Origin of the sequence: Streptomyces zagrosensis, from assembly GCF_014203645.1 — a bacterium.
Lineage (GTDB): Bacteria > Actinomycetota > Actinomycetes > Streptomycetales > Streptomycetaceae > Streptomyces > Streptomyces zagrosensis.
The window spans coordinates 82,839-94,968 of sequence record NZ_JACHJL010000021.1 but is presented as its reverse complement, the minus strand read 5'-3'; the positions used below and the strand labels follow the sequence as shown (position 1 = coordinate 94,968).

At 70.2% G+C, this 12,130-nt stretch carries 11 protein-coding genes; 5 read left to right on the top strand and 6 right to left on the bottom strand.

All coding sequences use genetic code 11. The features are described from left to right. Nucleotides 1-675: 675 nt before the first annotated feature. Nucleotides 676-951, top strand: coding sequence for a WGxxGxxG family protein (locus tag FHS42_RS29790; protein WP_184577752.1), 276 nt, complete (start codon nucleotides 676-678; stop codon nucleotides 949-951). Between the two features lie 655 nt (nucleotides 952-1,606). Here FHS42_RS29790 and FHS42_RS29785 read toward each other — a convergent pair. After that, entirely contained in the window at nucleotides 1,607-2,584 is a 978-nt protein-coding gene (locus FHS42_RS29785) for a helix-turn-helix transcriptional regulator (RefSeq protein WP_184577749.1), read from the bottom strand. Between the two features lie 165 nt (nucleotides 2,585-2,749). Here FHS42_RS29785 and FHS42_RS29780 point away from each other — a divergent pair, with 165 nt between their 5' ends. The 3 genes from FHS42_RS29780 to FHS42_RS29770 all read left to right on the top strand — a co-directional run bounded on the left by FHS42_RS29780 (nucleotide 2,750) and on the right by FHS42_RS29770 (nucleotide 6,626). Further along, nucleotides 2,750-3,652 (top strand): MBL fold metallo-hydrolase, encoded by a 903-nt coding sequence (locus tag FHS42_RS29780; RefSeq protein WP_184577886.1) that lies wholly within the window; start codon nucleotides 2,750-2,752, stop codon nucleotides 3,650-3,652. A 198-nt stretch (nucleotides 3,653-3,850) separates the two neighbouring features. After that, nucleotides 3,851-5,422 carry a carboxylesterase/lipase family protein gene (locus FHS42_RS29775; protein WP_184577746.1) on the top strand — a complete coding sequence of 524 codons (1,572 nt, stop codon included), beginning with the start codon at nucleotides 3,851-3,853 and terminating at the stop codon, nucleotides 5,420-5,422. Nucleotides 5,423-5,741: 319 nt separating this feature from the next. Beyond that, nucleotides 5,742-6,626: a Bax inhibitor-1/YccA family protein gene (locus FHS42_RS29770; RefSeq protein ID WP_184577743.1), complete on the top strand. Its 885-nt coding sequence runs from the start codon at nucleotides 5,742-5,744 to the stop codon at nucleotides 6,624-6,626. Between the two features lie 481 nt (nucleotides 6,627-7,107). Here the strand turns inward: FHS42_RS29770 and FHS42_RS29765 are convergent, their stop codons facing one another. Continuing rightward, nucleotides 7,108-7,338, bottom strand: a complete 231-nt coding sequence (locus FHS42_RS29765; RefSeq protein ID WP_184577740.1) for a DUF4287 domain-containing protein — start codon at nucleotides 7,336-7,338, stop codon at nucleotides 7,108-7,110. Between the two features lie 121 nt (nucleotides 7,339-7,459). On the opposite strand from FHS42_RS29765, the gene FHS42_RS29760 reads away from it, so the two are divergent. After that, a complete protein-coding gene (locus FHS42_RS29760; RefSeq protein ID WP_376772742.1) occupies nucleotides 7,460-7,819 on the top strand; it encodes a hypothetical protein in 360 nt (119 codons plus the stop codon). Between the two features lie 99 nt (nucleotides 7,820-7,918). Here the strand turns inward: FHS42_RS29760 and FHS42_RS29755 are convergent, their stop codons facing one another. From FHS42_RS29755 to FHS42_RS29740, 4 genes are all read right to left on the bottom strand, one after another. Beyond that, complete coding sequence (locus FHS42_RS29755) at nucleotides 7,919-8,821, bottom strand: hypothetical protein (protein ID WP_184577737.1); 903 nt, start codon at nucleotides 8,819-8,821, stop codon at nucleotides 7,919-7,921. Between the two features lie 329 nt (nucleotides 8,822-9,150). Beyond that, the gene (locus FHS42_RS29750; RefSeq protein WP_184577734.1) at nucleotides 9,151-10,371 is read right to left on the bottom strand and encodes an acetyl-CoA C-acetyltransferase; all 1,221 of its coding nucleotides are present in this window, start codon (nucleotides 10,369-10,371) and stop codon (nucleotides 9,151-9,153) included. A gap of 44 nt (nucleotides 10,372-10,415) precedes the next feature. Further along, the gene (locus tag FHS42_RS29745; protein WP_184577731.1) at nucleotides 10,416-10,592 is read right to left on the bottom strand and encodes a hypothetical protein; all 177 of its coding nucleotides are present in this window, start codon (nucleotides 10,590-10,592) and stop codon (nucleotides 10,416-10,418) included. A gap of 54 nt (nucleotides 10,593-10,646) precedes the next feature. Then, on the bottom strand, nucleotides 10,647-11,810 hold the full coding sequence (locus FHS42_RS29740; RefSeq protein WP_184577729.1) for an SGNH/GDSL hydrolase family protein: 1,164 nt from the start codon (nucleotides 11,808-11,810) through the stop codon (nucleotides 10,647-10,649). Nucleotides 11,811-12,130: the final 320 nt, after the last annotated feature.

Genomic DNA, 12,130 nt, shown 5'->3' with positions numbered 1-12,130 from the left:
GCCCAGGCCCGGGGGGCAGGGCGTTCAGCCTCTGCGCGCAGTCGGTGATCTGCTTGGGGCAGCGTCACCAGTAGGGCGGGGTGTCGCCACTGGCATACGCATGCTCCGCTTCGGGAGTCCGCGTACCGCGGATGGTGTCGCATGTCGCCAGGGAGCTGCCGGGCGCGCATCGGGCGAGGTAACGCCGCATCAGGACCCGAAGCGAGAACCGGGCTCGACCGGCGGGGACTGGGCATGGCGATCTCCTTCGCTTCGCTCACGCCGATCACACCGAACGACAGGGTCGTGGAGTCGCCGGTGGCCACGACGGGAGCTGTCGGCCGGCAAACGTGCGTACAGCCACCTGGGCATCGGCGTGCGGAGGCGCCGGGTCGGAACGTTTCGCGGCACGCGCCGGTCTGCTGCTCCGATGAGCCGGCCCGAAACCAGCCATGACCGCGACTCTTCGCCACCTCCCCGAAGCCGTTCCTTCGAATCCCCGAGGTCGCTCGGGAGCACCACGGACGGCGGGACGGCGGGCCCAGCGCACGAGGTAATTCACTCGTATGGCGCGTTTCGCGGCTCTCTGGCTGGTGGCCGGATGCACTCACGCGTGGACAAGCGTTACGTGAATTGCGAGGGGGAAAGCCCGACAAACCCGTGTGGCCACCTCGGTCTCATGGTGAAGGGACCGCAATGCGTAAAGCAGTCGCAACTCTCGCAATTTCCGCCGCCTTTTTCGTTGCGCCGACGGCGTCAGCAGTCGCCGAACCGGTGCAGCCCACCACGGTCGTCGCGGAAGAGAAAGCGCACACCCAAAACAGCGCCAGCAAGGACGACGACAGCAATGGGGGATGGGGTTTGTGGGGACTCCTCGGTCTCCTGGGCTTGGCCGGGCTGATCCCGCGCAAGCGCTCCCATCCCACTGACGACACCGGTCGAGGAGACGCCTACAACACACGCCGCCCGTGAGGAAGCTGGTCACTGGGCCTCGCCGCGACCGCGGCGGGGCCTACCCAGCACCGCTGTACGCGCCCGGCAGGCCACGGTTTTCGGCAGCGGCAGCGGCAGCCGTGAGTTGTTCACCTGCGTATCAGCGACGTTCGCTGGCGGTGAGGCACTCCGCTCAGCTGGCTTGTTCCGGGCATATGCGCAAACCGAGCCGGACGTGGTTTCCGGACTGCCATTCGCTTGAAGGCGGGGCGCGTTCGCAAGAGCCTCGCCCCTATGTCGAAGGGGGCGTATGCACAAGGCAGTCGTCACTCTCGTAATATCCGCCGGTCTCCTCGTCGGTTCGGCAACCTCCGTAGCGGCTGAACCCGCGTACCGCGACGCGACGTTCGCTGGGACGAGCACCCATGAGCGGACCGGCGCCGACAAGGACGATCACGACGGCGGCTGGGTCCTGTGGGGTCTCGTCGGATTGCTGAGCTTGGTCGGAATGGCTCCTCCCGTCACCCTGATGGTCCGGGGCGGGGTACGGCCTGTAGCACCCAAGGTTTCCCAACTCCCGCAACCCCCTCCAGATGGAGCCGCGTCCATGAGCGCCGACGCACGATGAGCCCTGGCTGGACCGTGCCGGGCCGGGGCCCGTCCCTGCCGCGCACGCCCCTGGTACGCGCCGACGTCACCGCGCCCGACGGCGCCAGGGGGCGGGCTCGGGCGGCTGCCTCGTGGGGCGCGAAGGGGATGCGGATGCGAGGGGATGGTGGGGCCTCAAGGCCCCTTTTCCCGCGGTCGAACTGAGGCTCCCGCTGTGCGCCTGGGCCAGGAGTGTCATCGCGTGCTGCGAGGTGGAGTCGGCGGCCGTGGTGATCAGCACGAGGGACTGCCCGGGTGACCGTGGCAGGAGCAGGTTTTGCTGGATGACGGTGAGGGTGCCGACGACGGGGTGGCGCAGGGTGTGCGTATCGCCCTCGCATGGCCGGACCCGATGGTTGCCCCAGAGCGCGGCGAACTCCGGGCTTCCCATCGACAACTCCCCGATCAGCGCGGCCAGGAGCGCGTCATCGGGATGCTGGCCCGCGATCGACCGGAGGTTGCTCACCACGGCGTGCGCCTTGCGCTGCCAGTCGGTGTACAAATCGCGGCCGTGTGGATCGAGGAAGAGCAGGCGGGCCAGGTTGGGACGGTGCGCGGGGCGATCGGTGGACGTGAAGTCGAGGTGCCCGGCCAGCAGCGCGTGGCCCAGGGAGTTCCAGGCCAGGATGTCGGTGCGGCGCCCCGTGACGAGGGCCGGCACGTCGCCCACCGCACGCAGTAGGTCCCGCGTCGCCGGCGTCACCTGCTCCGGCCGGGGCCGACGCGGGGCGCCGGGTCGCGGTGCGGGCCCGGCCAGCCGGGTCAGGTGCGCACGCTCGTGCTCGTCGAGCCCCAGTGCCCCGGCGATGGCGTCCAGGACCTCGGCCGAGGCGTTGTGCGACTGGCCCTGCTCCAGACGCGTGTAGTACGAGATGCCGACCCCGGCGAGCAGGGCGATCTCCTCGCGCCGCAGCCCGGGCACCCGACGCTGCCCCGGAAACGGCGGCAGCCCCACATCCTGGGGCCGCACCCGAGCCCGCCGCGCTTGGAGGAACTCACCGAGCCGTCCTGGCCTGTCATCCATGGACCCAGCTTGCCGGGAGGCCCAACGTACGAGCCAGCCCCTGCCAGGGGTGGGCACGACGAGCCGCACCCTGCCGGGGTGCGGAACAGGCGGGGCTGGTTCCCCGCGTCCGGCGACGCGAACCTGATCAGGTCCGATTCCCCCAGCGTTGCCGGAGCAGCAGCCATGAACGAGATCGTCCTTGGTGATGTCACGATCACCCGCGTCACGGAATACTTCGGGCCCGTCCGGCTGGAGCCGCAGACCTTCTTCCCGCAAAGCCCCGATGGCGTCTGGGAGGAAAACCGCCCCTGGTTGGTGCCCGACTTCCTGGACGCCGAGACCAACATGTGCCAATCCGCCGTCCAAACCTGGGTGCTGCGCAGCGAGGGCAAGACGATCCTGGTTGACACGGGAGTGGGCAACCACAAGGAACGGCCGTACGCCCCGGTGTGGAGCCATCTACGGACCGACTTCCTCGACGACCTCGCCCGCGCCGGCGTGCAACCCGATGACGTGGACCTGGTGATCAACACCCATCTGCACGTGGACCACGTCGGCTGGAACACCTACCTGGAAGACGGAGTATGGACCCCGACCTTTCCGCGTGCGACCTATCTGATGCCGCGGCCTGACTTCGACTTCTGGGACCCCGCGCGCGGGAACCCGTCCCGGCTCGGCCGGGGCAACCAGAACGTGTTCGAGGACAGCGTCGTCCCGGTGCACCAAGCGGGCCAGACCCTGCTGTGGGACGACAGTCACACCATCGACTCCCAGTTGCGCCTGGATCTGGCGCCCGGTCACACGCCCGGCTCATCGGTCCTCACGCTGGAATCCGGCGGAGAGCGCGCGGTGTTCGTCGGAGACCTGCTGCACACGCCGTTGCAAATTGTCGCCCCCGACGTCAATAGCTGCTTCTGCGAGGACCCCGCTCAGGCGCGCGCCTCCCGGCACCGGCTCCTTGGCTGGGCCGCCGACCACGGCGCGCTGGTGATACCGGCCCACCTGGGCGGCCACGGCGGTGCGGAGGTGCGCCGGGAAGGTGGCGGGTTCGCGATCAAGGAATGGGCCCCGTTCGCCCGGCTGTAACACGCAGCGAAGAGCGTGGGTCGCGGCCCGGTCCCTGCACCTGCCCAGTTCGCAGTGCCAGCAGGCCCGCGCCGCCGCCCACCGCACAGCACCGCCTACGGGGCCGGCCAGCCAGGTCATGGGGCTGCTTGGCCCGAGCTGCCGGCGGTTCAACGGAGCACATCGCAGGGGTCCGACAGGGACCCAAGGGGAGAGACCATGCCACATCACCAGGAACCGGTCATCGAGCTCTCGGACGGCAGGCTGCGTGGCCGAAGCGAGGGAGATGTCCATCGCTTTCTCAACATTCCCTACGCCGCCCCGCCCCTTGGCGCGGGCCGGTTCGCCCACCCCGCGCCCGCCGTGCCATGGACGGGCGTACGCGACGCCGGCGAGCCGGGACCCACGGCACCCCAGCCGCGACGCGATGCCTTCGGGAGTCTCGATATGTCCCCCTATTTCGGGCCCGGTTGGATACGCGGCGACGAGGACGGCGGTGATGGTGACGGCGGCGGCTATCTGACGGTCAACGTCTGGACGCCCGCACCCACATCCACACCCACGCCCGCGTCTGCTGCGTCCGGGCTCGCGCCGTCAGTGGATGGACGGGGCCTGCCGGTGATGGTCTTCGTGCATGGTGGTGGCTTCGTGGCCGGTTCGGGTCGCGCGCCGCTGTACGACGGCGGCAGCTTCGCGCGTAGCGGCGTCATCCTGGTCACCCTCAACTATCGGCTGGGCATCGCGGGCTTCCTCGACCTGCCCGGCGCCCCGCCCAACCGTGGGCTGTTGGACGTGGTGGCCGCGTTGGGCTGGGTGCGGCGGAACATCGAGGCGTTCGGCGGCGACCCGGGCAACGTGACCGTGTTCGGCCAGTCCGCGGGCGCCACCCTCGTGGGCGCTCTGTTGGCCACCGTGGAAGCGGCCGGCCTGTTCCACCGGGCGATCGTCCAAAGCGGCAATGGGCTGGGTGCCCACACCCTGGAGCAGGCAGCCCGCGTCACGCGCGCCGCGGCCGACCTGCTGGGCGTCGCACCCACCGCCACGGCGTTCGCTGACCTGCCCGACGACCGGCTCGTAGCGGCCATACCGCGGCTCGCGGGGCTCGATCTACGCACCGCCACCGCGCGCGATCCGCTGCTGGGGCTCAGCCCGTTCAGTGTGGCCCTGGCCCAACAGCCGGCCGATGCCGTGGCCGCCGGTGCGGGCGCCGACATCGCGCTGATGGTCGGCACCACGAGCGAGGAAGGCAACCTCTACCTCGTCCCTCAGGGCCACCTGACCGCCACCACGGCCGCCGACGTCACCGCGATCGCCACCCTGGCCGCCTGCGACCCCGCTGGCCATATCAGCGCCTACCGGGCGCGTATGCCGCACGCAGGCGACGGCGAGTTGCGGGCCGCCATCTTGAGCGATGCGCTGTTCGGCGCCGGCAGCAGGCGCCTGGCCGACGCGCACGCCGCGCACGGCAGAGCCGCGACGTACACCTACGAGTTCGGCTGGCGGTCACCCGCGCTGGAGGGTGCATTGGGCGCCGCGCACGCCGTCGAACTTCCCTTTGTCTTCCATCGCACCGGGCTACGGGAACTGCGCGGGCCAAACGCACTTCTCGGCGCCGCCGAGCCCCCGGCGGCGCTGGCCGCACGCGTGCATGCGGCCTGGATCGGCTTCGCCCGCGACGGCGACCCCGGCTGGGACCGCTACACACCGCGGCGGCCGTGGACGCCCCTGATCGGCGGCCTGGCGGCGGCCCGCTCAGCGGGTCGGCTGGCCCTGTGGCCCCGAGCGGAGTAGTCCGCGTAGTCCACAGGGATGAGCGCCGGCACATCAGAAGCCGAGGGGAGTACCACCGAGTGATACCCCGGCGGCGCTCGCCCGAGCCCTTTCCTCGTTCCCGTGGAACCTCATAGAACCCCCAGATCCCGTACACCCCATAGATTTCGAGCGTGCGCTGTGTGCTGGCCCTGTCACCGACGGTTTGCCGCATGGTCTGGTGGCGTGCGGGTACCTGCTACGAACGGGTGAAAAGATCCTCCCCTGGCACTAGGGTGATTCTTTTGCTTACCCATTACCCTTGACTCAAGGTCGCGCAGGGCGGCCATGGAGGAGTGAAATGAGGAGCAGCAACCCGGTCTTCTCGCGACGGGGCTTCAGCCGCGACAACGCCTACGCGGGCTTCAACACGCCGCCGCAGGCCGGGGGCCCCACAGCGACCCAGGGCAACCCGTACGCCGTCGGTGCTCAGCCCACCAATCCGTACGCGGCGGGGGCGCAGAACCTGACCCCCGAGCAGACGCAGCAGCTTTACGGCGGCCAGGTGGCGCCGCCGCAGGCCGGCCGGATGACGATGGACGACGTCGTCATGCGGACCGCCATGACGCTCGGCACCGTCGTCGTCGGTGCCGTCGTCGCATGGGCCGCGCTGCCGGTATCCAGCAAGAGCTACGGCATTGCGATCGGCGCCGCGCTGATCGCGATGGTGCTCGGTCTGATCCAGGCGTTCAAGAGCAAGGCCGTCCCGGCCCTGATCCTTACGTACGCGGCGTTCGAGGGTGTCTTCCTCGGCATCATCAGCGAGATGTTCAACTCGCGCTGGTCCGGCATCCCCATGCAAGCGGTGCTCGGCACCATGGCGGTGTTCGCCGGTGTGCTGGTCGCGTACCGCACCCGACTGATCCGCGTGGACGCGCGCTTCCAGCGCTTCGTGCTCGCGGCGGCCATCGGCTTCGTGCTGCTGATGGCGGTCAACCTGATGTTCGCGGCGTTCGGTGGCGGTGACGGCCTCGGCTTCCGCAGCGGTCCGCTCGGCATCGTCTTCGGCATCGTCGGTGTGGTGCTCGGTGCGGCCTTCTTGGCCATGGACTTCAAGCAGGTCGAGGACGGTGTGCGCTACGGCGCTCCGCGCGAGGAGTCATGGCTGGCCGCGTTCGGCCTCACGCTGACGCTGGTGTGGATCTACCTGGAGCTGCTGCGACTGATCGCCCTGTTCAGGGACTAGTCGCGCACGGGGGCGGCCGACCCTAGGTCGCCCCCCGCTGCACGGCCGTGGCTGCCCCGCCCAAGGCGGCGATCCGCAGCCCGCCCGTACCTTGTAGGGCCCCACCGTTCTTGGGTTTTCACGGTCCTCGCAACCCGCTATTTGCGGGTGTTGCGAGGACCGTGGCCGTTGCGCGTGATCTTTCGGGGTCTCGGTTGAGGGAGCGTTTGCCTGCGCGGCTGGATGCCATGGGAAACGTGACCGTGGTGGCGCGTGAGCTGGGGGTGAACCGGAACACTGCCGAACACCTGCCTCCGGCTGGGCTCGGAAGGCCGCCCACGCAAGACGCTCGACTGGGATACCCCAGCCGAGCGCCTGCATGATCTACAGACCGCCTGAATCTGAAGCGGTGTTGCGACGCTCCCTGGAACCCGCGATGCCTCCGGGGCCCTGGTGCGTGTGCTGTGTGCCTGGCGGCACGCCGCACAGCCGTTGGGTGCAGTTACAGCAGTTTGCGCGCCGCGCGGCGCAGGTCGTGCTCATGAATGATCGCCTTGGCGTGTCCATAAGCGAGCTTGTGCTCACCGCGGAGCCAGCTCACCTTCTCCTCAAATCGGAAGAGGGCCGGCCCTTCGTCTACGGTGCGCAGCCAGTCGGCAACTTCACGGCCGGTGCATTCGGGAATTCTGGAGAGCAGGTTGTGGTGGGTCTCTGCGGAGAAGACTTGGGACATCGGCGCCTCCGGCGTTGTCCTGATCGCTGCTGTTCCACATCGGGCCCATGGGCCTTCACCTCACCGTGCCTGAGCGTTTGGGTGTTGGCAACAGTCTGTGGACGGCGCATAAGGTCGCGCTGTGGATGATGTGACTGCCTTCTTGGCCGCTGTGGACCGTCTCGCCGACCGGCTGCGCGCCCTGCCCCAGTCCCGGCTGCGTCAGGGCCCGGCCGCCGAAGGGCTGGCGTTGGCCCGCGAGTTGGCCCACCGTGCGCAGCGTGTTGACGAGCCAGGCACCCCGCCTCGTACGCTGCCGGACGCCGGCATTTTCGCGGTGGCCGACCAGATTGCCGTAGCGGGACACGATCTTGCGCATGCCCTGAGCGGAGGACCGCCAGCCGGCGCCGGGCGGGCTGCGGCGGTGGGTGGCGCGGCGCGGCAGGAGGCCGCCGACGCGGCGGCCTTGGTGGAGGCGGTTCGGGCCCGCTGCGGGCTGTGAGCCGGGCCGGGCGGGCGGCTGCGAGGAGGAGCCTGGTGGCGCCGCTGTGCGGCTAGCCGTGCGGGGGTGGGCCAGCCGCGTGGTGGGCTAGGCCGGAGGTCACAGCGAGGCGATGACGCGGTCCGCGAGAACGTAGACGCAGCGGTCGCCGTAGCCGAAGGTCAGCGTGTACGCGCCAGAGACGCCGGAGCCGCCGAGCAGCACCGGGGCGTCGCCGTCCTGGAGGGCCCGCGCGAGCTGGTCGGCGGTCTCGCGGTGGCCCGGAGTCATGCAGACCGTTGTGCCGTCAGCGAAGACGTAGACATCAAGGGTGCCGAGCGGCCCGGGGCGCACATCGGCCAGCGGCGTATGGGACTGGGCCAGTTCGTCGAGGAGAGTAACGGTGCGCTCATGGCCGATGATGGCGGACTGCTGCGCTGCGTCCTTCGCGGCGTGCGACGGATGCGAGGGGTGACGGCGGCGGGCGGCGGCCAACTCGGCTGCCTCCGGGCCCTCCGGCTCGCCGACCAGGTCAAGCGCGGGGTCCAACATGGGGTCGAGCGCGGGGTCGAACGCCGCGTCCAGCGCTGCATCGAGCAGCTCCGAGTCCAGCACCGGCTCAAGGCCGGCGAAGTCGGACTGTCGGGGCACATAGGGCGTGGGGTCGGTCAACGGTTCGTCACCTAGCCCGGCCAGTCCGCCGAGCAGCGCGGACCCATCGCTTCCGGTGACCGTGTCGCGGGCCTCCTGAGCCGCCCAGAACGCGCGGGCCTCGGCGAGTTCGCGCTCTCGCTCCTCGGCGAGCGCGTCGGCGATGGCGGCGCGTATCTCGGCGGCAGGGGCCTGCCGGGCCGCGGGTACGCAGGCAGCGGCTGCCTCGGTGCCGGCGGCAGCCGCGGCCACGACTTCGGTGCGTAGGGCGGCGATCTGACGGCGCAGCCCGCGAGTGGTGTGCAAGGCCGCGACACCGACCGCCGTGGCGATGCCCGCGGCCAGCAGTACGGCAAGGGACGTAGCGCTCACTGACATACTCCCGGTTGCTGTTGATCCCCCGAATTCCTACCTCAGCTTGGCGCGTGGCGTCGCCCCGTGTCAGTGCACAACGTCATGGAATGGGTAGGTATAAAGGCCCGGACATTCTGTACCGGACACGCCTGACCTGCGCGATCGATGCGCCCTGGCGGCGTTGGTCACATCCTGGGGGAGATTCGGTCACGGGCCGGGGGGTAAGCGCGGCCCCGCGCCCCCTAGGGGGCGCGGGGCGGGCGCTCGGCAGCGCGGGCCGGGAGCGCGCTGGATGTAGTGATCACGAGCCTAAGACGCGGGTCGTGCGGGGCCCCGTAGGGGGTTGTTCAGCTCAGCCGCTCGATGACCATGGCCATGCCCTGACCGCCGCCGACGCACATGGTCTCCAGGCCGAACTGCTTGTCGTGCCACTGAAGGGAGTTGATCAGCGTGCCGGCGATCCGGGCGCCGGTCATGCCGAAGGGGTGGCCAACGGCGATGGCGCCGCCGTTGACGTTGAGCCGGTCGAGATCCACGCCGAGGTCGCGGTAGGAGGGGATCACCTGCGCGGCGAACGCCTCGTTGATCTCGACCAGGTCGATGTCGCCGATCGCCAGGCCCGCGCGCCGTAGCGCCTGCTGGGATGCCTCGACCGGGCCATACCCCATGATCTCGGGGGAGAGCGCGGAGACGCCGGTGGAGACGATGCGGGCGAGCGGGGTGGCGCCCACCTCACGAGCCTTGGTGTCGGACATGATCACCAACGCGGCGGCGCCGTCGTTGAGCGGGCAACAGTTGCCGGCCGTGACCAACCCATCCGGGCGGAAGACGGGCTTCAACCCCTGCACGCCCTCCAGGGTCACGCCCGGGCGCGGGCCGTCGTCCGTGCTGACGACCGTGCCGTCAGGGGTGGTGATCGGGACGATCTCGCGCTCCCAGAACCCGTTCTTGATGGCCTGCTCGGCCAGGTTCTGCGAACGGACGCCGAACTCGTCCATGTCCTGGCGGGTTACGCCCTTGCTGCGGGCCAGGTTCTCGGCTGTTTGTCCCATCGCGATGTACGCATCGGGGACGAGCCCGTCCTCGCGCGGGTCGTGCCAGTCGGTGCCCTCCTGCTCGGTGCGCGCCGTGGTGCGGGCCTCGGCGTCGGCGAACAGCGGGTTGTGGGTGCCCGGCATGCCATCGGATGAGCCGTTGACGGTACGCGAGACGGCCTCGACACCGGCCGAGATGAAGACGTCGCCCTCGCCGGCCTTGATGGCGTGCAGGGCCATGCGCGAGGTCTGGAGGGACGAGGCGCAGTAGCGGGTGATGGTGCAGCCCGGCAGGTGGTCCATGCCGAGTTGGACGGCGACGATCCGGCCCAGGTTGTGACCCTGCTCGCCGCCGGGCAGGCCACAGCCGAGCATCAGGTCATCGATGTCACGCGGATCGAGCCCGGGCACCTTGGCGAGCGCGGCTTTGATGATCTCGGCGGTCAGATCGTCGGGCCTGACGTCCTTGAGCGACCCCTTGAAGGCGCGACCGATGGGCGAACGGGCGGCAGAGACGATCACGGCTTCGGGCATCACGGCTCCAGTGGGGCGAGAAAGGCAGGGCTGTGTCTCGGAAGCTACCCGCCCGTAGGTCTGCGGTCACGGGCCGCGAGCTGTGATGCGGGCCTCTTTTCTAAGCGCTTGCTCATCACATCGTTGCTCATTGCACTCTTGCGGACCGCGTCGTTGCGGACCGCGCCGTTGCTCATGGCACAGTCGCCGACCGCGCCGTCGTTCGCTGCGCCTTCGCTCACTGCTCCGTGCTCCCGTTCGCTGTTCGCTGCCGACCGACCCGTCGTACGAGGTAGCTAGCCGCTCAACGTGGCGGATGTGGAGTCGGCGGGCAGCCGGCGGCGTCGGCGGAAGAGTTGGGCCCAGGGGCCGCGGGCCGCCGCGACCTCCGTACCGCCCTCCGCTGCCGCCTCCGCAGCCGCCTGCGCGACCGGCAGGAATCCCTCCCGGCGCGCCGGGTCGGGCCGTTCCTCCTCCGGCCACAGGCCCAGCGCCGCGCACAGCGTCGGCAAGATGGCCATCGCGGCCGTCATATAGCCCTCGGCTGAGGGGTGGTAGTTGTCGGGCCCGAACAGTTCTGTTGGATGGGCGGCGAACTCGGGGCCGAGGAGATCGCCGAGCGAGACCGTCCGGCCGCCGTGTTCGACCACCGCGATGGTCTGCGCGGCGGCGAGTTGCCGACTCAGCCGCCGGGCCACCCAGCGCAGCGGCTGGTAAACGGGCTCGACCGAACCCAGATCGGGGCAGGTGCCGACGACCACGTCGCAGCCCGTGGCGCGCAGCGCGCGCACCGCCGTGGCGAGCAGGCGAACGGACTTCGCGGGCGGCATCCGGTGTGTGACGTCATTGGCGCCGATCATGATCACGGCGATGTCGGGGCGCCATGCCGCCGGTGGCTGGGGGCCGTCCCGCCAGGGCGGTGTGCCGGACATGGGCGGTGGCATGCGGTCGCCGTCCGCGGGCTGTGGCGTGCGGTCGGCAGCCGTGGTGGGTGGCGTGGGGGTGCCGGTTGCGGGCAGGGCCGGTTGCGGGGCACTGGTGGATGGGTGGCACGGTGCGGCGAGTAACAGCGCGACCTGTCGGGCCAGGTCGTCGGATTGCGCTCCGGGCTGCGCCACTACCCGCAGCTCAACCGGCCGCTCGGCGACCGCCGCGAGCCCGGAGGCGAGCAGCGCGCCCGGCGTATGGTGCGCGTGGCGTACGCCCTGGCCCGCTGCCGTCGAGTCGCCGAGGAAGCCGAGCCGTAGGGGCGGGGCGGTGGTGTCGTGGTCGAAGGCCATGCCGTAGCGGCCGTCTGCCCTGGGCGGCTGGTCTTCGGAGCCGCCGACCACGCGCCTGGCCAAGCGGAGTTCCGTGAGCAGGAGCCCGACGGTCGCGCCGCCGAGTAGTCCGATTCCGCCGCCCCCGTACGCCGCTGCGGTCGCGATCCGCCGCGCTACCCGCGCTCTCGACATCGACATGGGCCCGCTCACCTCCTGTATGCGTATATGCCCCGCTCCGGACGCATGTGCCTTACTCCGGATGCATACGTGCCCACGACCTGCTCGGCAAGGACAATGCCGGGCCGGCCGGGGCCTACTGCTGTATTGCCCATTGATCGGCGTGCCGCAACGCACCGCTCGCGCAGACCAGCCGTATGCGAATGCCGCAAGTGAGCCCCGGTGCGCGAGGGCCTAACGGTGCCCGTGCGCGCGAGGCTGTGTACGAGGGCCCGCGCGCTAGCTGTAGTGCCTAGGGGTGGGGGCGCCTACTTGGCGGGATCATGGCGCGAAGATCTCCG

What these genes read in the sequence shown, in the direction of transcription:
- FHS42_RS29790 (WP_184577752.1), top strand. Translation starts at nt 676, where the DNA reads ATGCGTAAAGCAGTCGCAACTCTCGCAATTTCCGCCGCCTTTTTCGTT.
- FHS42_RS29785 (WP_184577749.1), bottom strand. Translation starts at nt 2,584, where the DNA reads ATGGATGACAGGCCAGGACGGCTCGGTGAGTTCCTCCAAGCGCGGCGG.
- FHS42_RS29780 (WP_184577886.1), top strand. Translation starts at nt 2,750, where the DNA reads ATGAACGAGATCGTCCTTGGTGATGTCACGATCACCCGCGTCACGGAA.
- FHS42_RS29775 (WP_184577746.1), top strand. Translation starts at nt 3,851, where the DNA reads ATGCCACATCACCAGGAACCGGTCATCGAGCTCTCGGACGGCAGGCTG.
- FHS42_RS29770 (WP_184577743.1), top strand. Translation starts at nt 5,742, where the DNA reads ATGAGGAGCAGCAACCCGGTCTTCTCGCGACGGGGCTTCAGCCGCGAC.
- FHS42_RS29765 (WP_184577740.1), bottom strand. Translation starts at nt 7,338, where the DNA reads ATGTCCCAAGTCTTCTCCGCAGAGACCCACCACAACCTGCTCTCCAGA.
- FHS42_RS29750 (WP_184577734.1), bottom strand. Translation starts at nt 10,371, where the DNA reads ATGCCCGAAGCCGTGATCGTCTCTGCCGCCCGTTCGCCCATCGGTCGC.
- FHS42_RS29740 (WP_184577729.1), bottom strand. Translation starts at nt 11,810, where the DNA reads ATGTCGATGTCGAGAGCGCGGGTAGCGCGGCGGATCGCGACCGCAGCG.